This is a genomic window from Streptomyces sp. Root1310, assembly GCF_001426425.1.
Lineage (GTDB): Bacteria > Actinomycetota > Actinomycetes > Streptomycetales > Streptomycetaceae > Streptomyces.
The window spans coordinates 1,792,146-1,817,856 of sequence record NZ_LMEQ01000001.1; the positions used below are offsets into that span (position 1 = coordinate 1,792,146).

Sequence of the window (25,711 nt, forward strand, 5' to 3'; positions counted from 1 at the left end):
TTCGGGCTCACACGGACTCACACGGACCAACAAAGGGTGCCCCCCGGCACCCTGTCCTTCATGCCCCCGGAAGCTACACGCTTGTTCGACGTTGCGCTCCCCCTACCGGTGAGAAGTGCCCGGATCGCCGAAATTCCTCACATTCGAGGGCGATGGGCGGTAAGTGAACGGCCCCGCCCCTGAGCAGGGACGGGGCCGTCACGGCGATAAAGACGATCAGCTGCCCGCGCCGTACGCGACCGCGAGGTACTGCGGGTCGCCGCTCGAGAGCGAGCCGTCGTCGGCGTACACCTCGGACATGAACAGGCGCCCCTGGGAGAACAGGACCTCGGAGTACTCCGGGGACATGCTGGTCTCCAGGTCGTGCACCGCCTCCGTGGCCGGGTTCTCCAGCAGCTTGGTCTCCTTGAAGGAGCCTCCGGCGATGCTGACGACCTGGCCGCCCTTGTCGTACGGCGGCCGCTTGTAGGCGATCAGGTTGCTGCCGTCCATGCGCAGCGGGTAGATCGTGTAGCCGTCACCGGCGTCCGCGCGCTGGCCCGTCTGCTTGCCGGTGGCCAGGTCGAAGGCGACGACCTCGTTGGTCCGGCTGTATTCGCCGGTGCCGTCGTGCTCCTCGGTCGGGACGTAGATCCGGTCGTTGCCGACGGCCAGGCCCGTGCAGGCCTCGATCCTGGTGATGCCCTCGCAGTCGGCCGCGTACTGGTCGCCCGGGACCGAGATCCGGGTGCGCAGCTTGCCGGTCTTGTTGTCGATGGAGAAGAAGTCCGAGATGCCGCTGCCGTCACCGGCGCTGTCGCCGACGTCGGCGGCCACCACCAGGGGGTCGCTGGACACGACGGACGCGTAGTCGATGCCCGTGGCCAGCTTGTACTCGGAGATCACCTTGCCGGACACCGGGTCGATGGTCTGGATGTGCAGCTCGGGGTTGTCGTACGCGCCGCACTTGCGCACGGCCACCAGCTTCGGGCCGCCGCCGTAGCCGGCGTCGTAGCAGGTGTCGGCCGGCTTCGGCGACCACAGCACCTTGCCGGAGTCGATGTCGAAGGCGGCGCCGCCGTTGGTGCTGCCGAGGGCCACCGTGTTCGCGCTGACCGTCACGTTATTGAAACTGATCGGGTAATCACCGGAGTTGACGGTCTTCTTCCACAGCTGCTTGCCCGCGACGAGGTCGATCGCCGCGACCTGGTCGCAGGAGGCCGTTTCGGCGGCGCTCGCCTGGAAGGTGACCGCCGTGCGGTAGTCGTCGGTGGCGAACCTGCTGGCCTCGCACACCGGGCCGGGCAGCGGCACCGACCAGAGCTTGGTGCCCTTGTCCAGGTCGTAGCCGGTGATCTCGCTGACGCCCGTCTTCACGTACGCCTTGTCGGTCAGCCAGGAGCCCTTGACGCCGACGCTGTCGTCCTTCTTGATCACGGGCATCGGGATCTTGAACAGGACGTCCGAGGCGGGGTCGGCCGGCACCTTCTCCTTGCCGCCGGCGGACGTGCCGCCGGTGCCTCCCGTGCCGCCGGTGTCGCCCCCGCCGCCGGTCGGGCCCGCGGGACCCGCCTCTTCCTTCTTCCCGCCGTCGCTCGACTTCGCGTACCAGACGCCGCCGCCGATGATCAGCGCGATCGCGACGACCGCCCCGACGATGATCGCCACCTGCGCGTTGAACTTCTTGCCGGCCCCCGGTCCCTGGCCGGGGCCGCCGGCCTGCGGGTGCATGGGCATGGTGGGCTGCCCCGGGTAGCCGTAACCCGCCGGAGCGGTCGGATACCCGGGCTGCCCCGGCTGCCCCGGGTAGCCGTACCCGGGCTGCTGGCCGTACGGGGGCGTGGGCTGCCCGTAGGGGCCCGGCTGCTGGGGCTGACCGTACGCGGAGGGAGCGGGCGTGCCCGGCTGGGCCGGGTAGCCGTAACCGGCGGCGGCGGCCGGGGGCGCCGGCTGTCCGGGCGCCTGCGGGTAGCCGTATCCGGGCTGGGGCTGCTGCGGGGGCCCGGACGGGGCCGGGGGCGGAGGCGTCTGCGGCGGCTGGGGCGCCTGGGAGTGCTGAGCCGCCTGGGCCGGAGCCTGGGGCGGCTGGGGCTCCTGGGGTGCCTGGGCCGGCCGGGGTGCCTGCGGGTAGCCGTAGCCCGGCTCCGGAGCCTTCGTCAGGTCGGGGGCGGGAGGCTGCGGCGCGGCGTCCTGAGGAGCCGCGTCCTTGGGCACGGCGTCCTGCGGCGGCGTGTCCTGCGGCGGCTGGGGCGGGCCGAAGCCGCCCTGCTGCGGCTGCTGCGGGGGCTGGTTCGGCGGCGGGGGCGGCGGCTGGGTCATGGTGTGGATACCTCGGAAGAACGCTCGGAAAAGCTCGGGCGGACGGGCGGGGACGTCGACGGGGCGGGGAAGGCGGTGGGTCGCCTCACTTGCCGTAGGCGAGCATCAGCTTCTCCTTCGTCTCGTCGTTGCCCGTCAGCCGGGTGGAGGAGAGGTAGAGGCGCCCGTCGACCCAGGCGAGGTCGCGCGAGTAGAAGCTGTCCTCGATCTCGGCGGTGCTCTGGGGCAGTTGCATCAGCGTCGTCGGCGTGTGGGCGGACCCGGCCGTCGGGATGCCCACCACCCGGCCGGCCGCGTCGTACGACGGCTCGACGTACGCGACGAGGTTGCCGCCCTCGACCTTCACCGGCAGCATCGCCTCGTCGGTCGGGGACTTCACGCGCCACTTCTCCTTGCCGGTGGAGAGGTCGATCGCCACGATCTCGTTGGGGCCGCTCTTCGACTCAGTCGGCAGGTAGAGCGTGTTCGCGTCGGAGGCCGTGCCCGTGCAGCCCGTCAGGTTGCGCTGGAGGAAACCGGAGTCGCACTCGGGCGCGAAGTCCTCGTCGAAGCCGACCTGCGAGCGGTAGGAGCCGTCCGGCTTGAACGTCGCGATGTTCCAGGTGTTCTTGTCCTCGTTGGTGCTGTAGACCACCAGCGGGTCGACGGAGTACGTCTTCGCGACGGACCAGCCCTTGTCGAACTTCTGGGTCCACCTGACCTTGCCGGTCGCCGGGTCCAGCTCCTGGATCTCGTCGTGCTCGTTGGTCTCGGTCGCGTCGCAGGACGCCACCGCGATCAGCCGGGTGCCGCCGGCGAACGCCGTCGGGAAGCAGGCGTCGCCGTACTTCTGCTTGTCGTACAGCTTCTTGCCGGTGCGGACGTCGTAGGCCGTGCCGGACTGCGAGCGGCCCACCATCAGGGTGTTGCCGGCCAGCGACAGCTCGATGCTGATGGCGCTGTCGAACAGCGCGCCGTCCGCGACGACGCCCGTCCAGCCCTTGGCGCCGGTACCGAGGTCGATCTGCTGGAGCTGGTTGCACTTGGCGCGGTCGCTGGTGCCGCTCATGTACGCCACGACGACCTTGTCGTCCGCCGTCTTCTGCGGGGTGACCGCGCAGATCTTCTGCGGCAGGGCGATGGTGTCCCAGGTGGGCTTGCCGTCACCGACGTTGTACGCGACGACCTCCTTGTACGCCGCCTTCACGGCCGCCTTGGAGGTGATCCACATGCCGGGGGCGTCGGCGCCGGAGGCGGGCGCGTCGGGCGCCTCCTTGTACCAGAGCACCTTCGCCTCGCCGGCCTTGCGGTCCGCGTTGAAGTCCTCGTTGTCCTCGCCGCCGTCGCCGCTGCCGTCACCGGGGTTGACCGGTGCGCCGCTCGACGTGGCCTTGCCGTCGTCGCTCGGCCCGGCGACCGGCTTCTTGCCGCCTTCGTCGTCGTCGTTCGTGACCGCGAACACCGTCCCGCCGATCACCAGCAGCGCCGCCACCGCGGCCCCCACCACCAGCGCGGGCCGCCCCTTGAAGGGATTGCGCCCACCGGGCGGCGTACCGGGCGCGCCGGGTGCGCCGGGGAACTGGGGCGGCTGCGGATAGCCGTAGCCCGGCTGCTGGCCGTAGGGACCGCTCGGCTGACCGTACGGCCCCGGCTGGGCGTAGGGACCGGGCTGGCCGGGCTGCCCGTAGGGGCCCGGCTGCGGCGGCTGACCGTACGGGCCGGGCTGCTGCGGCTGTTGCTGCGGATAGCCGTAACCCGGCTGCGGCGGCTGGGCGGGCGGGCCCTGGGGCGGCTGCGGCGGCATCTGGGGCGCGCCGAAGCCACCCTGCGGTGCCTGCGGCGGCTGCGGTGCCTGAGGCGGCTGTGGCGCCTGTGGCTGGTCCTGCGGTGCTCCGAAACCACCCTGCTGCGGCGGCTGATTGGGCGGCTGAGCCATCAGCGTGTTCCCCCTATGTCACTGGTTTTTAGCCACGCCCCCAGGTCAGTGACCCGCCCGGAGCCGTCTTCAGAGAGTTCTCAGACGGCTCTTTCTATCACCCGCGTCGAACGGCTCCCGGGGCCGATCCACCCCTGTTCCCAAGGGAGGACCGGCCCGTGATGCCGTCGTTATGCGCCTTCACGCACCCTTCACGCGTCCTCGGCGAGTTCCAGCCACCGCAGCTCCAGCTCCTCGCGCTCGCCCGCCAATCCCCGCAGCTCGGTGTCGAGTTCGGCGACCTTCTCGAAGTCGGTGGCGTTGTCCGCGATACGGGCGTGCAGCTTGGCCTCCTTCTCGGAGACCTTGTCCAACTGCCGCTCGATCTTCTGGAGTTCCTTCTTGGCGGCGCGCTGGTCGGCGGCGCTCTTCTCGGCCACCGGCTTCGCGACGGCCGCCGGAGCCGAGGCGGCCGCGGCCTCCTCCATGCGCTGCCGGCGCTCGATGTACTCGTCGATGCCGCGCGGGAGCATCCGCAGGGCGGCGTCGCCGAGGAGGGCGAAGACCCGGTCCGTGGTCCGCTCGACGAAGAAGCGGTCGTGGGAGATGACGATCATCGAGCCCGGCCAGCCGTCGAGGAGGTCCTCGAGCTGGGTGAGGGTCTCGATGTCGAGGTCGTTGGTGGGCTCGTCGAGGAAGAGGACGTTGGGCTCGTCCATGAGCAGGCGCAGGATCTGGAGGCGGCGGCGCTCACCGCCCGACAGGTCCCCGACCGGCGTCCACTGCTTGTCCTTGTTGAAGCCGAACGTCTCGCAGAGCTGCCCGGCGGTCATCTCGCGCCCCTTGCCGAGGTCGACGCGCTCGCGCACCTGCTGGACGGCCTCCAGGACCCGCAGCCCGGGGTCGAGCTCACCGACCTCCTGCGAGAGATAGGCGAGCTTGACGGTCCTGCCGACGACGACCCGGCCGGCCACCGGCTGCACCTCGCCCTCGGTCCGGGCGGCCTCGGCCAGGGCCCGCAGCAGCGAGGTCTTGCCGGCGCCGTTGACCCCGACGAGGCCGATGCGGTCACCGGGGCCGAGGTGCCAGGTGATGTGCTTGAGCAGCACCTTGGGACCGGCCTGGACGGTGACGTCCTCGAGGTCGAAGACCGTCCTGCCGAGGCGCGAGGAGGCGAACTTCATCAGCTCGCTGCTGTCGCGGGGCGGCGGCACGTCCTTGATGAGTTCGTTGGCGGCCTCGACCCGGAACCGCGGCTTGGACGTCCGCGCGGGGGCGCCGCGGCGCAGCCAGGCCAGCTCCTTGCGGACCAGGTTCTGCCGCTTGACCTCCTCGGTCGCGGCGATGCGCTCGCGCTCCGCGCGCGCGAAGACGTAGTCGGAGTAGCCGCCCTCGTACTCGTGGACGTCACCGCGCTGCACGTCCCACATGCGGGTGCAGACCTGGTCCAGGAACCAGCGGTCGTGGGTGACGCAGACGAGCGCGGAGCGGCGCTCGCGCAGGTGCCGGGCCAGCCAGGAGATGCCCTCGACGTCGAGGTGGTTGGTCGGCTCGTCCAGGACGATCAGGTCCTGTTCCTCGATCAGCAGCTTGGCGAGCGCGATCCGGCGGCGCTCACCACCGGAGAGCGGACCGATGACGGTGTCCAGGCCCTGTGGGAACCCGGGCAGGTCGAGCCCGCCGAAGAGCCCCGTGAGCACGTCCCTGACCTTGGCGTTGCCGGCCCACTCGTGGTCGGCCATGTCCCGGATGACCTCGTGCCGGACGGTGGCGGCCGAGTCGAGCGAGTCGTGCTGCGTGAGTACGCCGAGGCGGACCCCGCCGGAGTGCGTGACCCGGCCGGAGTCCGCGTCCTCCAGTTTGGCGAGCATGCGGATCAGCGTGGTCTTCCCGTCGCCGTTGCGGCCGACGACGCCGATCCGGTCCCCTTCGGACACGCCGAGCGAGATGCCGTCGAGGAGGGTACGGGTCCCGTACACCTTGCTGACGTTCTCGACATTGACCAGATTGACGGCCATTTCTCTCCTGCCACGGGGGATGCTCGACCCTCCAGGGTAGTCGCGCGGCGAACACCCTCGGATGCCCGGCTTGTTTCACGGTCCCGCACGGCGGTGAGGGCGGACGCGGCCTCCCGCAGAGCGCGCGATCGTCGTGCGCGCCGTCCACGCACGGCGCGTGCGCGAGCCGCTCACACCCCCGGACACCGGCGTACGGACACCCCCGGACACCGGCGTACGGACACCGCCGCCCAACGGGCGACGAACGGTTGCGCGCGCCGGGCGGACACCACCGCGCGCACGCCGGGCCTGGCTGGTCGCGCCGGACGGGCCGTGCTGGTCGGGCTCGTCGGGCTCGTCGGGCTCGTCCAGCCGGACGGGCCGGACGGGATCGTCATTCCGGCTCGGAGACCTCCGGATGGTTCTCCTCGTAGCGCCACATCGCTCGCACGAGGGCGGAATCCGGCCAGCCGTCCACGTCGAGGGGCCGCAGAGCGCGCTCGGCGGCCACACAGCGCGGGTCGTCGCGCCGCGCGAGCCCGTAGGCGGCGTGCACCCGGGTGTCCCGCAGCTCGTCGTCGAGGAGTGCGGCGAGCACCTCGGTGACGCCGGGCGCCTCCGCGGAGCAGTGCGCCAGCCGGTGGGCCGCCCGCTCCCGCACCCGGCTGTCGGGATCACGCGCCAGCGCGTACAGGACGTCGAGTTTCTCGCGCGGCACGCGCACACCCGCGGCTTCCGGTCGCAGGGTGTCGGGCACCTCCAGGCGGACGCGCGGGTCGGGATGCCCGGCGTACGCCAGACCGACGGACTCGACGATCTCCCCGTCCCCGTCCGAGTCGCCCTCCTCGCTCAGCCCGGACAGCACCAGGGCGAGCACCTCCGGGTCCCGTTCCTCCAGCGCCCACGGCAGGTACACCTCGGGCGCGGGCTTGTCGACCACGGCCGCCGGCGACGGGACCGGGCCGGCGAACCCGATGACGAGGCACCGCAGCACGTCCGCCGCGAAGAGGCGGCACAGCCGGTCGGGGTGACCGCTCAGCGCCTCGGCGGCGGCCCACGTCTCCTCGTCACGCCGGGTGGCCAGGAGGACGACGGAGTCGGACCAGACGTTGTGGTCCCGGTCCGGTCGGGTGAGCGCCCGCGCGAGCAGCTCGTCGAACGACGTACGGATCCGGAAGCGCTCCTCCAGCACGGTGAGGACGCCCAGGTGCCCGTCCCACAGGGTCTGCCCGCCGAGCGAGTGACGCTCGTGCCGCGAGGACCAGGAATCGACCCGTACCGTGCCCCGCTCGACCGGCCCGGCCGCTCCGGTCCTGCGCCGCAGCTCGGTCTCGAGGTCCGCCCCGGCCCAGTACCTCGCGCGTGCCAGCAGGCCGGCCCGCGCGTCGGCGTCGAGGCGTACGAGTTCGGGGAGCAGCCTGACGGCCATCCAGGAGCAGCCGCCGTCCACCGCCCGGGTCAGCGCGCTGTCGCCGCCGGGCAGCCCGGGATCCCCTCCCGGCGCCCCGCCCGTCGAGCGCAGCGGGTCGGCGCCGGCCCTGATCAGCTCCTCGGCGACCGGTTCGTCGTAGGCCGCCACGGCCACGCAGAGCAGGGGGACGCCGTCGGCCGGATCGCGGGCGTTCGGGTCCTCCCCGCCGTCCAGCAGTTCACGGACGGCGTCGGAGTCTCTCCGTCGAACCGCCGCCACCAGCTCCGCCGACCCCATGCGCACGCCCCTCCGCCCCGGCCCGGTCTCCTGGTGGAGCCCGGCCGGGGGAGCCTAGAGGGCGGGGGCCGCTCGGAGCAGCCGGATTACGGCCGGGACGGGCGGTCTACGACGAGGACGGCCGCGTCACGGGCGGTCCCCGACGACCGTCGCGCCCGGCGCCGGTCCCGCCGCCACCCGCACGCTCCGGCAGGTGCCGGAGGTGCGCAGCGCCTCCGCGATCTTCTCCGCGGCGGCGGTGTCGCGGGCGAGGAAGGCGGTGGTCGGGCCCGAGCCCGAGACGAGCGTGGCGAGGGCGCCGGCCGCGCGGCCCGCGGCGAGGGTGTCGGCGAGTTCGGGGAAGAGCGACAGCGCGGCCGGCTGCAGGTCGTTGGAGACGGTGGCCGCGAGGGCGTCGGGGTCCCCTTCGGCCAGGGCGTCGAGGAGGCGCCGGGAGGCCACCGGTTCGGGGATGTCCCGGCCCTGCGCCAGCCGGTCGAACTCGCGGAACACCGACGGTGTCGACAGCCCCCGTCCGGCCATCGCGAACACCCAGTGGAACGTGCCGCCGACCTCCAGGGCCGCCAGCTTCTCGCCACGCCCGGTGCCGAGGGCCGCCCCGCCGACCAGGCTGAACGGCACATCGCTGCCCAACTCGGCGCAGATCTCCAGGAGTTCGTCACGGGTGGCGCCGGTACCCCACAGCGCGTCGCAGGCCAGCAGCGCGCCCGCGCCGTCCGCGCTGCCGCCCGCCATGCCCCCGGCGACGGGAATGTCCTTGGTGATGTGGACGTGCACGTCGGGCGTACGGCCGTACCGCTCGGCCAGCGCGATCGCGGCCCGCGCCGCCAGGTTCGTACGGTCCAGGGGTACCTGGCCGGCGTCCGGGCCCTCGCAGGTGACGCGAAGCCGGTCGGCCGCGGTCACCGTGACCTCGTCGTACAGGCCGACCGCGAGGAAGACGTTCGCCAGGTCGTGGAAGCCGTCCGCGCGGGCGGCGCCCACCGCGAGCTGCACGTTGACCTTGGCGGGCACCCGTACGGTGACGCTCACTCGGAGTCCTTCCGCCGGGGGGTGCCGAGGGACGCACGGGACGCGGCGGGTGTCTCCCGGTCGGGCGCGGCCTCGGCGATACGGGCGAACTCCTCGACCGTGAGGGCCTCGCCGCGCGCCTGCGGCGAGACGCCGGCCGCCACGAGGGCCTCCTCCGCCCGCGCCGGGGAGCCCGCCCATCCGGCAAGCGCGGCCCGCAGGGTCTTGCGGCGCTGGGCGAACGCCGCGTCGACGACCGCGAACACCTCGCGCCGTGAGGCCGTGGTCCTGATCGGCTCGGTCCGCCGCACCAGCGACACCAGCCCGCTGTCCACGTTCGGAGCGGGCCAGAACACCTTGCGCCCGATGGCGCCGGCCCGCTTGACCTCGGCGTACCAGTTGGCCTTGACCGACGGCACGCCGTACACCTTCGAGCCCGGCCCGGCGGSGAGCCGGTCGGCGACTTCGGACTGGACCATGACGAGGGTGCGCTCGATGGTCGGGAAGGTCTCCAGCATGTGCAGCAGCACCGGCACGGCCACGTTGTACGGGAGGTTCGCGACCAGCGCGGTCGGGGCGGGGCCGGGCAGCTCGGTCACCTGCATCGCGTCGGAGTGCACCAGCGCGAAGCGCTCCGCGCGTTCCGGCATGCGCGCCGCGATCGTGGCGGGCAGCGCGCCGGCCAGGACGTCGTCGATCTCGACGGCCGTGACCCGGTCGGCGGTCTCCAGCAGCGCCAGGGTGAGGGAGCCGAGCCCCGGGCCGACCTCGACGACCACGTCGTCGGGCCGGACCTCCGCGGTGCGGACGATACGGCGGACCGTGTTCGCGTCGATCACGAAGTTCTGGCCGCGCTGTTTGGTGGGACGCACGCCGAGGACCGCCGCCAGCTCACGGATGTCGGCGGGGCCCAGGAGGGCGTCGGGGGCGGGGCTGGTACTCACGGGACAAGGGTACGGGGGCGCACGGACACCGTCCGCCGCCGCACCTCTCACCCGTGCAGCCGGGTCCCGCAGTGCGGCCACGGACTCGCCCCGCGCCGCACGTACAGCTTCTTCGCGCGAAGCGTCTGTTCGGCCGCCGGCGCGTCCTGGGGCCGCCCGCTGCCGCCGAGGCTCTGCCAGGTGCGGGTGTCGAACTGGTACAGCCCGCCGTACGTGCCCGAGGGGTCGACCGCGTTCGGCCGGCCGCCCGACTCGCAGACCGCGAGGCCCTGCCAGTCCAGACCGTCGGCGCCCCGCACGGAGGCCGGCAGCGGCTTCGTCCCGACCTTCACCACCTGGTCGCGCGGCTCGCGCACGATCTCGTCGCGGATCCGCCGCGGAGTCTGCCGGACGCCGTTCACAGTGCGCAGCGAGTAGGTGATCCGGCGCAGGCCGGGCTGTCCGGCCCGCTCCACCACCTCCGTGCCCTTGAACAGCGAGGAGTCGTCGGCGCGGCGCACGTCGTAGGGGATCGCCTCCTCCCGCACCTCCTTGGTGCCGGTGATCCGCAGCACGGTGACCGTCTGGCCGTCGCGCGGGAAGCTGCCGGGCGCGACGGACGTGGTGTCCTGGCCGCGCAGGGTGATCCCGGCCGCCGCCACCGCCTCGCGCACGGTCGCCGCGTTGGTGCGGATGGTGCGGGCCCTGCCGTCGGCCATGACCGTGACCGAGCGCTCGGTGCGTACGTCCAGCGCGAGCCCCGCGCGGCCGATCGGCTGGGAGCGCGGGACGGACATGTAGGCGCCCTCCGCGCGCACCCCGAGCTGCTGCAGCGCCTCCTGCACGGTGTGCGCCGTCGTCCACACCTCGTGCCGGTGTCCGTCCAGGGTGAGCCGGACGGGCCGCCCGTAGTGCACGGCGATCTCGTCACCGCTGGTGAGGGCGGTGTCGGGGCCGGGCGCCACCACGTCGTGCGCGCCGACCCGCACGCCTTCCTCCGCCAGGAGTTCGCTCACGTCGTCGGCGAAGGTGTGCAGCGTGCGCGGCTTGCCGTCGACGGTCAGCTCGACCGCCTTGTCCTCGGCGACGAAGGCCGTGGTGCCGCCGGCCAGGAAGGCGACGACGAGTGCCTGCGGGACCAGTCGGCGGATCGTGGACTCCGGACGCTCGGCGGAGCGCATCCGGCGCCGGCGCGCGGCCCGCCCCGCGTCCTGCCCCACGCCCTGTCCCACGCCCTGGCGCGGCAGCGGCGACAGCCGGGGCGGCTGGGTCGGCGGAGCCTGCCGGGGCGGCAGCGGTCCGCAGAGCTGGACCGTCTCGGCGTACGGGGCGGCCCCGATGGACTCGCCCGGCTCGGCGTACGGGGCGGCCCCGGTGTGCTGGACCTGCCCGGCGAACCCGACCGGGTCGGGGAACGGGACCGGGTCGGGGAACGGGACCGGGTCGGGGAGCTGGAGCGTCTCGGGGGGCGGGGGCGGTGCTTCGTAGGTCTCGTACGCGGGCCGGTACGTGTCGTCGTACGTGCCGGGCGCCGCGTACACGCCGTACGCGATCGTCTCGGCGTTGTGCAGGTCGACGTACGAGCCGCCACCGGCGTACGGCTCGTACTCGGAATACTGCGAGTTGCTCACGCCGACACTCCAGGGGAGGGGTCCGGATCGGGCCCCCAGAACCTAGCGGAGCGACGGTCACTCTCCAAAGTGGCGCGGCTACCGAGAGTTGTGTTCGACGGGTGGCGGATGCGCTCAGTAGTCGAACGCGCGTGCGGTGTTTTTGGCGAGGGCGGTGGCCAGGGTGTCCTCGTCGATGCCCCGTACGGCGGCCATGGCGCGCACCGTGACCGGAATCAGATACGGGGCGTTGGGCCGTCCGCGGTAGGGCGCCGGGGTCAGGAAGGGGGCGTCGGTCTCCACCAGGAGCAGCTCCAGCGGGGCCACCGCGACGGCGTCCCGGAGGTTCTGGGCGTTCTTGAAGGTGACGTTGCCGGCGAAGGACATGAAGTATCCGGCGCGGGCGCAGATCTCGGCCATCTCGGCGTCACCGGAGTAGCAGTGGAAGACGGTGCGCTCGGGGGCGCCCTCCTCCTTCAGGACGCGCAGGACGTCGGCGTGGGCGTCCCGGTCGTGGATGACCAGGGCCTTGCCGTGCCGCTTGGCCATCTCGATGTGGGCGCGGAAGGAGCTCTCCTGCGCTTCCTTGCCCTCGGGGCCGGTGCGGAAGTGGTCGAGTCCGGTCTCGCCGACGCCCTTGACGTGCGCGAGCGCGGCCAGGCGGTCGATCTCGGCGAGCGCCTCGTCGAGCGCCTGCGCGCCGCCCGGCGTCCGCGCGCCCTGGCGGGACCAGCCGTCGGGGTCGCCGTGCACGATGCGCGGCGCCTCGTTCGGGTGCAGGGCGACCGTGGCATGGACACTGTCGTGCGCCGCCGCCGTCTCGGCCGCCCATCGAGAGCCCCGCACGTCGCAGCCGACCTGGACCACCGTCGTCACGCCGACCGACGCGGCTTTCGCGAGGGCCTCCGGCACCGTGCCCGACTGCATGTCGAGGTGGGTGTGGGAGTCGGCGACCGGCACCCCGAGGGGGGCCGGCAGCGGCGGCGCGGCGTTCTTGTCGGCGTTCGAAGGCATGCCCCGATCCTACGGAAGGGGGCACACCTCCCCGGCGGCGATCGGCCCGCCCCCGGCTAGCCCGCCTTGCGGAACGGGTGCAGAAGGTCGGACAGGTGCCAGTGGTGGTGGTGCTGCGGCGCCTCGGACGGCGCGTCGGGCTGTGCGTCGGACGGCTCCCCGGCCGCCGGGACCGGCCCGGCCGGGGACGCCTTGTACTGCCGGGCCGCGCTGAGCACCGACGAGACCTGCCCGGCCCGCATGATGCGCACGACGTGCCCGTCGCAGTTCTGGCACACGGGGCGGCTCAGCGGCGACGGCACGACCCGCCCGTTCGCCACGTAGAGGACGAACTCGTGGCCGTCCGCGTCGGTGTGGTGCTCTATCTCGAAGGCCTGCTCCCAGCCGTGCCCGCAGCGCATGCAGGCGAAGGAGTACGACTCGTTGACGACGGCGCCGGCGCCGCCGCGGAGGCCGGTCTGCCCTGTGGTGTCACTCATGACCGCTCCTGGTGTCCGCTGGTGGGACCGCTCAAGTCCCGTCACCCAGTGGACGCCTCGCCCGGAGCGAATGCACTCGACCTGTGCACTGTTGAAGGCGATTTGGGCGTCCCTTGCCACAACGCCCGGCACCCTTTGCCGGCACATGGGGCGCACGCTCAGACGACATGCGCCCTGCTCAGAGGGGGTGTGAGCCCCTTCACGACACCCGGGCCACAACCGTCACAGGCCGGGCACCAACGGTCACGGATCCCGGGCGACCACCGTCACGGGCGGCGGAGCGGCTGCCGGCGGCCCGTCACAGGCCCCCCGCGTTCTTCGCCGCCACCACCGCGTCGAACACCTCGCGCTTCGGCAGCCCCGCCTCCGCCGCCACCGCCGCGATGGCCTCCTTACGGCGCTCGCCCGCCTCCTCGCGCACCCGCACCCGCCGCACCAGCTCCGCCGCGTCGAACTCCTCGGGTCCGCGCTCGGGCGCCCCGGTGACGACGACGGTGATCTCGCCCCGCACGCCCTCGGCCGCCCATTCCGCCAGCTCGCCGAGCGGGCCGCGCTTGACCTCTTCGTACGTCTTGGTCAGCTCGCGGCACACGGCGGCCCGCCGGTCCGCGCCGAACACCTCGGCCATCGCCGCCAGGGTGTCGTCGAGCCGGTGCGGGGCCTCGAAGTACACGAGGGTCCTGCGTTCCTCCGCGACCTCCCGCAGCCGGGACAGCCGCTCCCCCGCCTTCCTCGGCAGGAACCCCTCGAAGCAGAACCGGTCGACGGGCAGCCCCGACAGGGCCAGCGCGGTGAGCACCGCGGAGGGTCCGGGGACGGCGGTGACCCGGATGTCCTGCTCGACGGCCGCGGCGACCAGCCGGTACCCCGGGTCGGAGACCGACGGCATCCCGGCGTCGGTGACGAGCAGCACCCGCGCGCCGCCCACCAGATCCGCGACCAGATCGGGAGTACGGGCGGACTCGTTCCCCTCGAAGTAGGACACGACACGCCCCTTGGGCGTCACCCCCAGCGCCTGGGTCAGCCGCCGCAGCCGGCGCGTGTCCTCGGCGGCGATCACGTCGGCGCCGGTCAGCTCCTCGGCGAGACGGGGCGGGGCGTCGGAGACGTCACCGATGGGAGTACCGGCGAGAACGAGGATTCCGGGCGTAGCTGTCACGTTTCCATCCTCGCAGGGCGGGACCCCACTCGATCGACCAGGCCGGTTAGGGCCCATGCACGGGACTCACACAGACCTGTTCCCTACGATGGCGCGGTGACCAGTACCGCGTCCTCCATGGACTCCACGGACTACCGGCAGGGCCGGACGCCGCCAGACCAGCGGCCGTCCTGGCAGCAACGGCTGCGCCGTTTCGGATACACCGCGGAGCCCTCCGCCGACGTCCGGGAGCGGCTGGTGCCGCCGTTCGCGCAGCCCAGCCCGCGGTTGTGGCAGGCGCTCGGGCTTCCGCCCCTGTGGTCGGACCGGATCGCGCGCTGGTCGTCCTGGGGCGGTCCGCTGCTGGTGACACTGCTGGCGGGCGTGCTCCGGTTCTGGCACCTGGGCAGCCCCAAGGCGGTGATATTCGACGAGACGTACTACGCCAAGGACGCGTGGGCGGTCGTCCACCGCGGGTTCGAGGTCAACTGGGACAAGAACGCCAACGACGTCATCCTCTCCTCCGGCGGGCACGTCACGATCCCGACGGACGCGGCGTACGTCGTGCATCCGCCGGTCGGCAAGTACGTGATCGGGCTGGGCGAGCTGATCTTCGGGTTCGACCCGTTCGGCTGGCGGTTCATGACGGCGGTGCTCGGCACGCTCAGTGTCCTGCTGCTGTGCCGGATCGGCCGCCGGATCTTCCGCTCCACCTTCCTGGGCTGCCTGGCGGGCGCGCTGATGGCGGTCGACGGGCTCGCCTTCGTGATGAGCCGCACCTCGCTGCTCGACGGCGTGCTGATGTTCTTCGTGCTGGCGGCGTTCGGCTGCCTGGTGGTCGACCGGGACAGGGCCCGCGAGAAACTCGCCGCCGCGCTCCCCCTGGACGTGGACGGCCGCTGCCGCCCCGACCCGCACATCGCGGAGACCACCCGCCTGGGCCTGCGCCCCTGGCGCTGGGGCGCCGGTCTGATGCTCGGCCTGGCCATCGGCACCAAGTGGAACGGCCTGTACATCCTGGTCGCGTTCTGCCTGATGGCGGTGTTGTGGGACGTCGGCTCGCGCAAGGTGGCGGGCGCCCGCCACCCGTACCTGGCGGTGCTGAAGCGCGACACGGGCTTCGCGTTCCTGGCCACGGTCCCGGTCGCGCTGGTCACCTACCTGGTGTCGTGGACGGGCTGGATCCTGTCCGCCACCGACGGCAAGGGCGGCTACTACCGCAACTGGGCGGCCACCGACGGCAAGGGCGGCAACTGGACCTGGCTGTTCCCCGACTGGTGGCGCAGCCTGTGGCACTACGAGCACGAGGTCTACGAGTTCCACACCCACCTCACCTCGCCGCACACGTACCAGTCGAACCCGTGGAGCTGGCTCGTCCTCGGCCGCCCGGTCTCGTACTTCTACGAGTCCCCCGCGCCGGGCCAGGACGGCTGCCCGACGGACGCGGGCGAGAAGTGCGCGCGCGAGGTCCTGGCGATCGGCACGCCCCTGCTGTGGTGGGCGGCCTGCTTCGCGGTCCTCTACGTCCTGTGGCGCTGGCTCTTCCGCCGCGACTGGCGCGCCGGCGCGATCGTCTGCGGCATCGCGGCCGGCTACCTGCCGTGGTTCATGTACCAGGAACGCACGATCTTCCTCTTCTACGCGGTCGTCTTCCTGCCGTTCCTGTGCCTGGCGCTGGCGATGATGATCGGCGCGCTCGTCGGTCCCCCGGGCTCCAGCGACACCCGCCGCGTGGCGGGCGCCACCGGCGCGGGCGTCCTCGTCCTGCTCATCGCCTGGAACTTCATCTACTTCTGGCCCCTGTACACCGGCCAGGCCATCCCGATCGACGACTGGCGTTCACGTATGTGGCTGGATACGTGGGTCTAACGATTGCGGAAACTCTCGCCCCGCGCGCCACCCTTTCCGCTTACTGTGAGCCCGAGGGGAACTATCTGAACGCGTTCAGAAACGCCCGAGGGCGGCGACGGGGACAACGGGGAGGGCGTACATGCGCAAGGGGGCCAAAGCAGCGATAGTCGGCTCGGTCTTCGCGGTGATGGTGGGCGGGGCCGGATACGGGGCCTTCAACATCGTGAACGCGCTGAACGGCGGCGGGAGCGGGGCCGGCGGGCCGGGGGGCGGCGAGCCGGTGGCCGTGAAGACCGGGCCGCCGAGCGGGTCCGAGGTGAAGGACACGAGCGCCAGGTTCTTCGCGGCCTGGGAGAAGGGGCAGGCCGTGGCGGCCGCCGCTCTCACCAACAACGCGGCGAAGGCCGAGCCCCTGCTGACCTCGTACGGCCAGGCGGCGCACATCACCGCCGTGAAGATCACGCCGGGCGCGGCGGTCGGCGACAGCGTGCCGTTCAGCGTCCGGGCGACGGTGTCGTACGAGGGGAAGTCCAAGCCGCTCGCCTACAAGAGCGAGCTCAGGGTCGTCCGGGGAGTCACCACCGGCAAGGCGCTGGTGGACTGGGCGCCGTCGGTCGTCCACCCCGGGCTGAAGTCCATGGACGACACCCTGGTCACAGGCTCGTCCGCGGCGCCGTCGATCGAGGCCGTGGACCGTGACGGCAAGGTGCTCACGAAGGAGAAGTACCCCTCCCTGGGGCCGATCCTGGACCAGCTGCGCGCCAAGTACGGGGACAAGGCGGGCGGAACGGCCGGCGTCGAGCTGGCGATCAGACACGCCACCCCGGACACCGCCGACACCCCCCTGCTGACCCTCGCCGAGGGCAAGACGGGCAAGGTGCCCACCACCCTCAGCGCCGACGTGCAGGCGGCCGCCGAGAAGGCGGTGCAGAAGTACAACCAGTCGTCGGTGGTGGCGGTCAAGCCGAGCACCGGCGAGGTGCTGGCGGTCGCCAACAACCGGACGGACGGCTGGAACGCCGCGTTCCTGGGGGAGGTCGCGCCCGGCTCCACCATGAAGATCGTCAGCGCGGCCACCCTCATCGACAACGGCCTGACCACCGCGAACGGCCCCGCTCCCTGTCCGGACTCGGCCGTCTCCGAGAGCCAGACCTTCCACAACATCACCGACATGAAGCCGAACGAGAAGGCGACCCTCGCCGAGAGCTTCGCCCGCTCCTGCAACACGGCGTTCGTGAAGTTCGCGGACGAGGTGAAGGTCGACTCGCTGACGAACGAGGCCCGGGACCGGTTCGGGATCGGCCTCGACTGGCAGACCGGCATCCCGTCCTTCGACGGCTCCGTCCCGGCGGCCGGCGGCCCGGACACCGCGGCCGGCCTGATCGGCCAGGGCCAGGTCCAGATGAACCCGCTGAACATGGCGTCGGTCACGGCGACCGCGATGACGGGCACCTTCCGGCAGCCGGTGATCGTGCCGCTCAGCCTCGACGGCCGGGAACCGGCACGCGCGCGTGGACTGTCGTCGAGCACCGTGCAGCAACTGCGCTCCATGATGAACCGCACCGCGACCAGCGGCACCGCGGCCGAGGTGATGGCCGGGCTGAGCGGCCGGATCGGCGCGAAGACCGGTTCCGCCGAGGTCGACGGGCAGAACAGGTCCGACAGCTGGTTCACCGGCTACCGGGGCGATGTCGCGGCCGCCGCGATGACCCAGGACGGCGGCCACGGCGTCGACGCGTCCGGCCCGATCGTCGTGGACGTACTGCGGGCGGGCTGACGGCGGACGGTGGCTGACGTCACACGTGACGTCACCCTCACAGGACGGGACTCTAGGGTGGTAGTCGTCGTTGGGGTCAGTGAGGGCAACGAGGGCAGCGGGGCTGGGGGGAAGCCCCTGGGGATCCGGAGGATCTGGCAGTGGGCAAGAGAAGGCGTGTCGAAGAGCGGCGCAGGAAACGGCGGCCCGCCGTCGCCGGCGGCATGATCGCCGTCGTGGTCGGCGGGGCGGGCATCGGCGTCTACGCGCTGTACGGGGGCGGAGCGGCGGCCGACGAGGGTTCGGCCGCGGCGGCCAACGGCACGCAGGTGCCGCGGGTCAGGGCCGACGCGCCGTCGGCGACCGAGGCGAAGACCACGGCCGCCCGGTTCCTGACGGCCTGGCAGCAGGGCAAGGTGTCCGGGGCGGCCGCCGCCACGGACGACCCCGCGGCCGCCACCACCCTCCTCACCGGCTACACCAAGGACGCCCACATCACGGGCGCCACCTTCACCGCCGGCAAGGCCGCCGGCACCAAGGTGCCGTTCTCCGTCAAAGGCACGGTGAAGTACAAGGGCGTCAGCAAGCCGCTCACGTACGCCAGCGCCCTCACCGTCGTCCGCAACCCCCGGAACGGCAAGGCACAGGTCGACTGGCACGCGTCCGTCGTCCACCCGGACCTCCAGGACGGCGACACGCTCGTCACCGGCGAGTCGGGCACCCCGCCGGTCAAGGCCGTCGACAGCGCGGGCGGCGAACTGACCGCCGCCGAGTACCCCTCCCTGGAGCCGGTCCTGGACGGGCTGCGGGAGAAGTACGGCAAGAAGGCGGGCGGCAAGGCCGGCGTGGAGCTCCAGGTCGTCCGCGGCAAGGCGTCGAAGGCCAAGAAGGCCTCCGACAAGACCCTGCTGGAGCTCAGCAAGGGCACTCCGGGCACCGTGAAGACCACCCTGAGCCCGACCCTGCAGGCGGCCGCCGAGCAGCAGGTGGCGAAGACCGCGCGCTCGTCGGTGGTCGTGATGCGCCCCTCCACGGGCGAGATCCTCGCGGTGGCCAACGCGAGCCACGGCTTCAACACCGCGTTCAACGGCTCGCTCGCGCCCGGCTCCACGATGAAGGTCATCACCTCGTCGCTCCTCATCGAGAAGGACCTGGCGTCGGCGGACAAGGTGCACCCCTGCCCCAAGACGTTCACGTACGGCGGCTGGAAGTTCCACAACGACGACGACTTCAAGATCACCGGCGGCACCTTCAAGGCGAGCTTCGCGCGCTCCTGCAACACCGCCTTCATCAGCCAGGCGCCCGACCTCGACAACGACAGCCTGACCAAGCAGGCGCAGCAGGTCTTCGGCCTGTCGATGAACAACTGGGCGATCGGCGTGCCGTCCTTCGACGGCTCGGTGCCGGTGCAGTCGGCGGCCCAGATGGCGGCGTCGCTGATCGGTCAGGGCGGGGTCCGGATGAACCCGCTGAACATGGCGTCGGTCGCCTCCACCGTGAAGGCGGGCACCTTCCACCAGCCGTATCTGGTCGCCCCCTCCGTGGACGACCGCACGCTGGCGACCGCCTCGCGCACGATGTCGTCGTCCACGCTGTCGCAGCTGCGGGAGCTGATGAACTACACCGCCGCGGCCGGCACCGCCGCCGAGGCGATGTCCGGCCTGGGCCCCGACTACGGCGCCAAGACGGGCTCGGCCGAGGTCGACAACCAGGACAAGCCCAACGGCTGGTTCACCGCCTACCGCGGCGACCTGGCGGCCGCGGGCGTCGTCCAGGCGGGCGGCCACGGCGGCGACACGGCCGGACCCATCGTGGCGTCACTGCTGCGCCTGGGCAGCTGACACCCCGGCCGGAACACCGGCCGGAACACCACCCCGCGCACCCGTCGGCGCGCCCACCGGAACACCGTCCGCAGGGCGGGCCGGAACACGTCCGGCACGCCCGCCGGGCCGACCCGGCTAGTGCGTGACGGGCTGCTGCGCCGTCGCCATGTAGGTGCGGCGCAGGAACCGCAGCAGCGTCTTCGACTCGAACTGCACGACCGAGACGCCGTGCGGGGAATGGAACTCGACGACGGCCTGGACGCGCCCGCACGGCCACACCCGGACCTCGCCGGTGCCCGTCGGGGCGCGCAGCCCCTGTTCGAGGAGGGTGCGGGAGAACGTCCACTCGCGCCGGTCGGGCAGCCCCACGCGGACCGACCGGGGGTCCTCGGGGTCGTAGCGCAGGACGACGGGTACGGCAGTGCGTTCTTCCTCGGCCTGATCGGCGTCGGTGACGATGTGGGCTCGCGCGTACTGTTCGACTACAGGCATCGGCCGACCCTCTCACGCAGCGTGACCTGTGCGGAAGCTGTGCGTCCGCTCCCCTTCCAATGTCGCATATTTTGCGGATTGCGCTCCTCCGCGCAGGCGTATCTCACCTGTGCGATACACGGGTCCGGCATGGGCCACAGGGTTGCCGCACACCGAAGAGACAAGCCACTCGCTCTTGCGAATCGTTCGCATTAAGCCACTATCATCGTCGGGTGCACGTACCCGACGGATTCATCAACGCCCCGACCTCCGCCGTGACCGGAGTCGTCGCCGCCGGCGCCATCGCCGTGAGCCTGCGCGGCGCGCGACGCGAGCTGGACGACCGCACCGCGCCGCTGGCCGGTCTGGTGGCGGCGTTCATCTTCGCCGTGCAGATGCTGAACTTCCCCGTCGCGGCGGGGACCAGCGGCCACCTGCTCGGCGGCGCGCTCGCCGCGATACTCGTGGGCCCCTACACAGGGGTCCTGTGCGTGTCCGTGGTCCTGCTGATGCAGGGCATCCTCTTCGCCGACGGCGGCCTGACCGCGCTCGGCGTGAACATCACCGACATGGCCATCGTGACGACCGTCGTGGCGTACGCGGTCTTCCGCGGCCTGGTGAAGGTGCTGCCCCGCGGCCGCCGGTCCATCACGGTCGCGTCCTTCGTCGCCGCCGTGCTGTCCGTGCCCGCCGCCGCCGTCGCCTTCACCCTCGTCTACTGGATCGGCGGCACGACCGACGTGGCGATCGGCAAGGTGGCGACCGCGATGATCGGCGTGCACGTGCTGATCGGCATCGGCGAGGCCGTGATCACCGCGCTGACCGTGGGCGCCGTCGTCGCCGTCCGGCCGGATCTCGTCCACGGCGCGCGCGATCTGCGGCAGAAGCTCCAGCTGCGGGTGCACGGCGAACTCGTCGACGCGCCCGCGCCCGAGGAGGCGCGGGCCGGTGCGCGCACGCCCGTGGCGGCGCGCGCCTCACGGCGCACGCTGTGGGTGACGGGCCTGGTCACCTCCCTCGTCCTGGCCGGCTTCGTCAGCTTCTACGCCTCCTCGAACCCCGACGGCCTGGAGAAGGTCGCCGCCGACAAGGGCATCGACAAGAAGGCCGAGGAGCACGCCTCCGCCGACTCCCCGCTCGCCGACTACGGCGTCAAGGACGTGACGAACGCCCGTCTGTCCGGCGGCCTGGCGGGCGTGATCGGTGTCGGCACGACCGTCGTCGCGGGCAGCGCGGTGTTCTGGGCCGTGCGCAGGCGCCGGACGGGTGACGACGTGTCACCGACGGCCGTAGAGAACGTCTGACGGCATGGGCGCGGGACACTCACACCGGCTCTACCGGCACGGGCACTCGCCCGTGCACGGCCTGCCGCCGCACACCAAGCTCGCCGCCGTCTTCGCCTTCGTGGTGGTCGTGGTGTCGACGCCGCGGGAGGCCATGTGGGCGTTCGGCCTGTACGCGCTCCTGCTGGCCTTCGTCGCGCACCACGCGCGCGTGCCCGCCGGTTTCCTGCTCAAACGACTGCTGATCGAGGTGCCGTTCGTCGCGTTCGCGGTCCTGATGCCGTTCGTGGCGGAGGGCGAGCAGGTGGACGTCCTCGGGCTGTCGCTCAGCGTCAACGGCCTGTGGGGCGCCTGGAACGTCCTCGCGAAGGGCACCCTGGGCGTCGCCGCCTCCGTGCTGCTGGCGTCCACCACCGAGCTGCGTGAACTGCTCCTCGGCCTCCAGCGGCTGCGGCTGCCCCCGCTGCTCGTGCAGATCGCCTCCTTCATGATCCGCTACGGCGACGTCATCGCGGACGAGATGCGGCGCATGCGGATCGCCCGGGAGTCGCGCGGGTTCGAGGCGCGGGGCGTACGGCACTGGGGGGTGCTCGCGAAGTCGGCGGGCGCGCTGTTCATCCGCTCCTACGAACGCGGCGAACGCGTGCATCTGGCCATGATCAGCCGGGGGTACGCCGGTTCGATGCCGGTGATCGACGAGGTGACCGCGTCACGGGCGCAGTGGTCGTACGCGATGACCCTCCCGTTCGTCGCCCTCCTGGTCTGCGTGTTGGGATGGTCCCTGTGACTGACGCTGTGACGCCTTCCGTGACGCCCCCGCCCTCCCTGGAAGTGGCCGGCCTGGCCTTCGCCTACCCCGACGGCCACCAGGCCCTGTTCGGCGTGGACTTCTCCGTCGCGCGAGGCGAGCGGGTCGCGCTGCTCGGCCCCAACGGCGCCGGCAAGACGACCCTCGTACTGCATCTCAACGGCATCCTGACCGGCGGCGCGGGCACCGTGACGGTGGCCGGGCTGCCCGTCGGCAAGCAGCACATGGCCGAGATCCGCCGCAAGGTCGGCATCGTCTTCCAGGACCCGGACGACCAGTTGTTCATGCCGACGGTCCGTGAGGACGTCGCGTTCGGTCCGGCCGCCGCCGGGCTGAAGGGGGCCGCCCTGGAGGCGCGGGTCGACCACGCCCTCGAACAGGTCGGCATGGCGGAGTTCAAGAACCGCCCGCCGCACCACCTGTCCTTCGGCCAGCGCCGCCGGGTGGCCGTCGCGACGGTGCTCGCGATGGAGCCGGAGATCCTCGTCCTGGACGAGCCGTCCTCCAACCTCGACCCCGCCTCGCGCCGCGAACTGGCCGACATCCTCAGGTCGTTGGACGTCACCGCGCTCATGGTCACGCACGACCTGCCGTACGCCCTGGAGCTGTGCCCGCGCGCGCTGATCCTGAGCGAGGGCGTGATCGCCGCGGACGGCCGGACCGGCGATCTGCTCGCCGACGACACCCTCATGCGCGCCCATCGCCTGGAGTTGCCCTTCGGGTTCGACCCGCGCTCCGCAACAATGGGCGCGTGACGAACGAGGCACCACCCGCCGACGGCACGCTGCTCCTCGACGAGCAGCTGTGCTTCGCGCTGTACGCGGCCCAGCGGGCGGTGACGGCCGCCTACCGGCCCCTGCTGGACGAACTGGGGCTCACCTACCCCCAGTACCTCGTGCTGCTGGTCCTGTGGGAGCGCGGTGAGACGACCGTCAAGGATCTGGCGTCGGCCCTGCGCCTCGACTACGGCACGATGTCGCCGCTGCTGAAGCGGCTGGAGGCGGCGGGGCTGGTACGCCGGGAGCGCTCGGCGCGGGACGAGCGCTCGGTGCTCGTCGCGTGCACCGGGCGCGGTGAGGAACTCAAGGGGCGCGCGGAACGCGTGCCCGCCACCCTGCTCGCGACGACGGGGCTCGGGACGGCGGAGGTCACCCGGTTGCGCGAGGAGCTGTGGGGGCTCGCGGAACGGGCACAGGGCGCGGCGGACCGCTCCCGCTAGCCGACGGAGCCCAGCCGGGCGGGTCTACGGGGGCCGACGGGAGCCGACGGGGTCCATCCGGGTCCGACGGGATCCATCCCGGTCCGGCGGACTCTCACGGCCGCCCCGCGACGGCCGCCCCGCGACGGCCGCCCCGCGACGGCGTCACGACTACCCCGCGACCGCCCGGTGGCCCACCCGGCGGCTGCCCGCTGACTCCGATGACTGCCCGGCGGCTGCCCGGCGCTGCCCGGTTCAGAAGTTACCCGCGGTTACGACCCCCTGGTAAGCGCGCGCCTACCTACCGGCCGGTACCTTGTGCACGATGTAATTGGGCAAGCTTATTGGGCAAGTTCCCGGGGGAGGTCCCGCCGTGACCGAAGGCAGCGCCGTCGACACCGTCAGCACCGTCGACACCCGTCCGACGAAGATCGCATACGTCGCCGAGGCAACCGCGCACGGCGGCCGCGACGGGTACGTGACCAGCCAGGACGGCCAGATCCAGCTGAAGGTGGCGATGCCGCCGGAGCTGGGCGGCGACGGCAACGGCACCAACCCGGAGCAGCTCTTCGCGGCCGGTTACAGCTCCTGCTTCCACAACGCGCTGATCCTCGTCGGCAACCGCGCGGGCTTCGACCTCACGGGGTCCACGGTGGCGGCGAAGGTCGGGATCGGCCCCAACAGGACCAAGGGCTACGGGCTCGCCGTCGCGCTCAGTGTGTCGCTCCCCGTGCTCGACCCGGAACTCGCCGGGAAGCTGGTGGACGCCGCACACCAGGTGTGCCCGTACTCGAACGCCACCCGCGGCAACATCGATGTAACGATCATTCTCGGCTAGCGAAACGAAGGAATCGCAGGCTCGACGGGGGTGTTCCCCAGGGAGTTGAAGGCGATCTTCGAGAGGGCGTGCGGGCGTGAACGTGAGCGGTGAGGTGGCCGAGGGCTTCGAGCCGGTCCGGGAGGCGTTCGTACGGAACTTCGAGGTGCTCGGTGACCGGGGCGCGGCGGTGGCCGTCTACCGGGACGGGCACCGGGTCGTCGACCTGTGGGGCGGCACTCGGGATGTGGACGGCGCGGCCGGCGGGGCGCCCTGGGAACAGGGCACCGCGCAGATCGTGCGGTCGGCGACCAAGGGCGTCGCCGCCGCCGCGCTCCTGCTGCTGCACCAGCGCGGGGAACTGGACCTCGACGCGCCCGTGGGGACGTACTGGCCGGAGTACAAGGCGGCGGGCAAGGAGCGGACGCTCGTCCGGCACCTGCTCGCGCACCGCGCGGGCGTCCCCGTGCTGGACCGGCCGCTGACACCCGCCGAGGCCGCCGACCCCGATCTCGGCGCGGCGGCGGTGGCGGCGCAGGCACCGGCCTGGGAGCCCGGGACGGACCACGGGTACCACGCGCAGACCTACAGCTGGCTGACCGGCGAGCTGGTGCGGCGGATCACCGGGCGGACCGTCGGCGAGTGGATCGCCGACGAGATCGCCGGGCCGGTGGGGGCCGACCTGTGGCTCGGGCTGCCGCGGGCGCAGCGTGCGCGGGTGGGGCGCGTGGGGCAGGTGGACGCGCCCGCGCAGAGCGGGGCGCTGAAGACCCGGCCCAAGCCGGCCGTCACCGCCGCCTACGCCGATCCCGCCTCCCTCACCCGCCGCGCCTTCGCCGCGATCACCCCGCTGCCCGACGAGAACGACTCCGCCTACCGGGCCGCGGCGCTCCCCGCCTCCAACGGCATCGCCACCGCCGACGGCCTGGCCCGCTTCTACGCGTCGCTGATCGGCGAGGTGGCGGGCGGGGTCCGGCTGCTACGGCCGGAGACGGTGGAACTGGCGCGCGGCGAGCAGTCCTCCGGCCCCGACCGGGTGCTCGTCGTGAACACCCGGTTCGGGCTCGGCCACATGCTGCACGGAGCCGCGTCCCCGTTGCTCTCCCCCACCTCGTTCGGCCACCCAGGCCGCGGGGGCGCGCTCGGCCTCGCCGACCCCGAGTCCGGCGTCGCCTTCGGCTATGTCACCAACGGGTTCCGGACGAGCGTGACGGCGGACCCGCGCGCGCAGGCACTGCTGCGAGCGCTGCGGACGGCCCTGACCGCCGAGCGCTGACGCACGGAGGCCTCGCACGCCTCACGGGCCTCGCACGTCTCACGGGCCTCGCATGTGTCACGCGCCTCGCGTGTCTCACACGTTGATCGAGTGGGACCTGCGGCCCGAGTCGTCGTCGATCTCCACGTGGGCCTTGGTCAGCAGCTGCATGGCGATCTCGTTGAGGGCGCGGGCGCCTGCGATCTCCTCGCCGACCCGGGGCTGGTTGACGTCCACGTTGTGCCGGGTGGCGTGGCCGTGGGTCTTGATCTCGGTCCCGTCGGGCAGGCGTACCAGCGCCACCGCGCGCGTGTGCCGGCCGTCCTCCTCGAACTCCAGCTCGACATGCCATCCGACAGTGGTGTGCATAGTGGTCA

21 protein-coding genes are annotated in these 25,711 nt (G+C 72.4%); 9 read left to right on the plus strand and 12 right to left on the minus strand.

The annotated features are described in order from the left end of the window. Positions 1-216 precede the first annotated feature (216 nt). From ASD48_RS07730 to rsmI, 10 genes are all read right to left on the minus strand, one after another. Positions 217-2,298 carry a PQQ-binding-like beta-propeller repeat protein gene (locus ASD48_RS07730; protein ID WP_057600616.1) on the minus strand — a complete coding sequence of 694 codons (2,082 nt, stop codon included), beginning with the start codon at positions 2,296-2,298 and terminating at the stop codon, positions 217-219. A gap of 85 nt (positions 2,299-2,383) precedes the next feature. Continuing rightward, positions 2,384-4,213 (minus strand): PQQ-binding-like beta-propeller repeat protein, encoded by a 1,830-nt coding sequence (locus ASD48_RS07735; RefSeq protein WP_057600617.1) that lies wholly within the window; start codon positions 4,211-4,213, stop codon positions 2,384-2,386. A gap of 191 nt (positions 4,214-4,404) precedes the next feature. Continuing rightward, the gene (locus ASD48_RS07740) at positions 4,405-6,210 is read right to left on the minus strand and encodes an ABC-F family ATP-binding cassette domain-containing protein (RefSeq protein WP_057600618.1); all 1,806 of its coding nucleotides are present in this window, start codon (positions 6,208-6,210) and stop codon (positions 4,405-4,407) included. Between the two features lie 373 nt (positions 6,211-6,583). Continuing rightward, the gene (locus ASD48_RS07745) at positions 6,584-7,897 is read right to left on the minus strand and encodes a hypothetical protein (RefSeq protein WP_057600619.1); all 1,314 of its coding nucleotides are present in this window, start codon (positions 7,895-7,897) and stop codon (positions 6,584-6,586) included. A gap of 126 nt (positions 7,898-8,023) precedes the next feature. After that, positions 8,024-8,929 (minus strand): 4-(cytidine 5'-diphospho)-2-C-methyl-D-erythritol kinase, encoded by a 906-nt coding sequence (locus ASD48_RS07750; protein ID WP_057600620.1) that lies wholly within the window; start codon positions 8,927-8,929, stop codon positions 8,024-8,026. Next, positions 8,926-9,852, minus strand: a complete 927-nt coding sequence (gene rsmA / locus ASD48_RS07755; RefSeq protein WP_057600621.1) for a 16S rRNA (adenine(1518)-N(6)/adenine(1519)-N(6))-dimethyltransferase RsmA — start codon at positions 9,850-9,852, stop codon at positions 8,926-8,928. Before rsmA ends, ASD48_RS07750 begins: the two co-directional genes overlap by 4 nt. Before the next feature lie 47 nt (positions 9,853-9,899). Next, positions 9,900-11,462, minus strand: a complete 1,563-nt coding sequence (locus ASD48_RS07760) for a resuscitation-promoting factor (RefSeq protein WP_057600622.1) — start codon at positions 11,460-11,462, stop codon at positions 9,900-9,902. 114 nt (positions 11,463-11,576) lie between these two features. Continuing rightward, the gene (locus ASD48_RS07765; RefSeq protein WP_057600623.1) at positions 11,577-12,455 is read right to left on the minus strand and encodes a TatD family hydrolase; all 879 of its coding nucleotides are present in this window, start codon (positions 12,453-12,455) and stop codon (positions 11,577-11,579) included. 56 nt (positions 12,456-12,511) lie between these two features. Next, entirely contained in the window at positions 12,512-12,934 is a 423-nt protein-coding gene (locus ASD48_RS07770; RefSeq protein WP_057600624.1) for a hypothetical protein, read from the minus strand. A 298-nt stretch (positions 12,935-13,232) separates the two neighbouring features. Continuing rightward, positions 13,233-14,093 (minus strand): 16S rRNA (cytidine(1402)-2'-O)-methyltransferase, encoded by an 861-nt coding sequence (gene rsmI, locus ASD48_RS07775; protein ID WP_057600625.1) that lies wholly within the window; start codon positions 14,091-14,093, stop codon positions 13,233-13,235. A 96-nt stretch (positions 14,094-14,189) separates the two neighbouring features. Here rsmI and ASD48_RS07780 point away from each other — a divergent pair, with 96 nt between their 5' ends. The 3 genes from ASD48_RS07780 (at position 14,190) to ASD48_RS07790 (ending at position 19,520) form a co-directional block, all read left to right on the plus strand. After that, the gene (locus ASD48_RS07780) at positions 14,190-15,941 is read left to right on the plus strand and encodes a phospholipid carrier-dependent glycosyltransferase (protein WP_057600626.1); all 1,752 of its coding nucleotides are present in this window, start codon (positions 14,190-14,192) and stop codon (positions 15,939-15,941) included. A gap of 121 nt (positions 15,942-16,062) precedes the next feature. Continuing rightward, positions 16,063-17,700 carry a penicillin-binding transpeptidase domain-containing protein gene (locus tag ASD48_RS07785; protein WP_057600627.1) on the plus strand — a complete coding sequence of 546 codons (1,638 nt, stop codon included), beginning with the start codon at positions 16,063-16,065 and terminating at the stop codon, positions 17,698-17,700. 140 nt (positions 17,701-17,840) lie between these two features. Beyond that, entirely contained in the window at positions 17,841-19,520 is a 1,680-nt protein-coding gene (locus ASD48_RS07790) for a penicillin-binding transpeptidase domain-containing protein (RefSeq protein WP_057600628.1), read from the plus strand. Between the two features lie 117 nt (positions 19,521-19,637). Here the strand turns inward: ASD48_RS07790 and ASD48_RS07795 are convergent, their stop codons facing one another. Next, on the minus strand, positions 19,638-19,994 hold the full coding sequence (locus ASD48_RS07795) for an SsgA family sporulation/cell division regulator (RefSeq protein ID WP_057600629.1): 357 nt from the start codon (positions 19,992-19,994) through the stop codon (positions 19,638-19,640). A 212-nt stretch (positions 19,995-20,206) separates the two neighbouring features. Between ASD48_RS07795 and ASD48_RS07800 the strand changes: the two genes are divergently transcribed. The 6 genes from ASD48_RS07800 to ASD48_RS07825 all read left to right on the plus strand — a co-directional run bounded on the left by ASD48_RS07800 (position 20,207) and on the right by ASD48_RS07825 (position 25,355). Beyond that, positions 20,207-21,277 (plus strand): energy-coupling factor ABC transporter permease, encoded by a 1,071-nt coding sequence (locus tag ASD48_RS07800; protein ID WP_057600630.1) that lies wholly within the window; start codon positions 20,207-20,209, stop codon positions 21,275-21,277. Positions 21,278-21,281: 4 nt separating this feature from the next. Then, positions 21,282-22,043: a cobalt ECF transporter T component CbiQ gene (gene cbiQ / locus ASD48_RS07805; protein WP_057600631.1), complete on the plus strand. Its 762-nt coding sequence runs from the start codon at positions 21,282-21,284 to the stop codon at positions 22,041-22,043. A 20-nt stretch (positions 22,044-22,063) separates the two neighbouring features. Then, positions 22,064-22,819 (plus strand): ABC transporter ATP-binding protein, encoded by a 756-nt coding sequence (locus ASD48_RS07810; RefSeq protein WP_057601061.1) that lies wholly within the window; start codon positions 22,064-22,066, stop codon positions 22,817-22,819. Then, on the plus strand, positions 22,816-23,283 hold the full coding sequence (locus tag ASD48_RS07815) for a MarR family transcriptional regulator (protein ID WP_057600632.1): 468 nt from the start codon (positions 22,816-22,818) through the stop codon (positions 23,281-23,283). The genes ASD48_RS07810 and ASD48_RS07815 overlap by 4 nt, the downstream gene beginning before the upstream one ends. Before the next feature lie 352 nt (positions 23,284-23,635). Beyond that, the gene (locus ASD48_RS07820) at positions 23,636-24,100 is read left to right on the plus strand and encodes an organic hydroperoxide resistance protein (protein ID WP_057600633.1); all 465 of its coding nucleotides are present in this window, start codon (positions 23,636-23,638) and stop codon (positions 24,098-24,100) included. 76 nt (positions 24,101-24,176) lie between these two features. Further along, on the plus strand, positions 24,177-25,355 hold the full coding sequence (locus ASD48_RS07825; protein ID WP_057600634.1) for a serine hydrolase domain-containing protein: 1,179 nt from the start codon (positions 24,177-24,179) through the stop codon (positions 25,353-25,355). Positions 25,356-25,430: 75 nt separating this feature from the next. On the opposite strand, the gene ASD48_RS07830 is transcribed toward ASD48_RS07825, so the two are convergent. After that, positions 25,431-25,703 carry a DUF1876 domain-containing protein gene (locus tag ASD48_RS07830; protein ID WP_057600635.1) on the minus strand — a complete coding sequence of 91 codons (273 nt, stop codon included), beginning with the start codon at positions 25,701-25,703 and terminating at the stop codon, positions 25,431-25,433. Positions 25,704-25,711: the final 8 nt, after the last annotated feature.

Coding starts and splice junctions, on each gene's coding strand:
- ASD48_RS07795 (WP_057600629.1), bottom strand. CDS start 19,994: ATGCCTGTAGTCGAACAGTACGCGCGAGCCCACATCGTCACCGACGCC.
- ASD48_RS07830 (WP_057600635.1), bottom strand. CDS start 25,703: ATGCACACCACTGTCGGATGGCATGTCGAGCTGGAGTTCGAGGAGGAC.
- ASD48_RS07745 (WP_057600619.1), bottom strand. CDS start 7,897: ATGGGGTCGGCGGAGCTGGTGGCGGCGGTTCGACGGAGAGACTCCGAC.
- ASD48_RS07765 (WP_057600623.1), bottom strand. CDS start 12,455: ATGCCTTCGAACGCCGACAAGAACGCCGCGCCGCCGCTGCCGGCCCCC.
- ASD48_RS07785 (WP_057600627.1), top strand. CDS start 16,063: ATGCGCAAGGGGGCCAAAGCAGCGATAGTCGGCTCGGTCTTCGCGGTG.
- ASD48_RS07730 (WP_057600616.1), bottom strand. CDS start 2,298: ATGACCCAGCCGCCGCCCCCGCCGCCGAACCAGCCCCCGCAGCAGCCG.
- ASD48_RS07770 (WP_057600624.1), bottom strand. CDS start 12,934: ATGAGTGACACCACAGGGCAGACCGGCCTCCGCGGCGGCGCCGGCGCC.
- ASD48_RS07735 (WP_057600617.1), bottom strand. CDS start 4,213: ATGGCTCAGCCGCCCAATCAGCCGCCGCAGCAGGGTGGTTTCGGAGCA.
- ASD48_RS07740 (WP_057600618.1), bottom strand. CDS start 6,210: ATGGCCGTCAATCTGGTCAATGTCGAGAACGTCAGCAAGGTGTACGGG.
- cbiQ (WP_057600631.1), top strand. CDS start 21,282: ATGGGCGCGGGACACTCACACCGGCTCTACCGGCACGGGCACTCGCCC.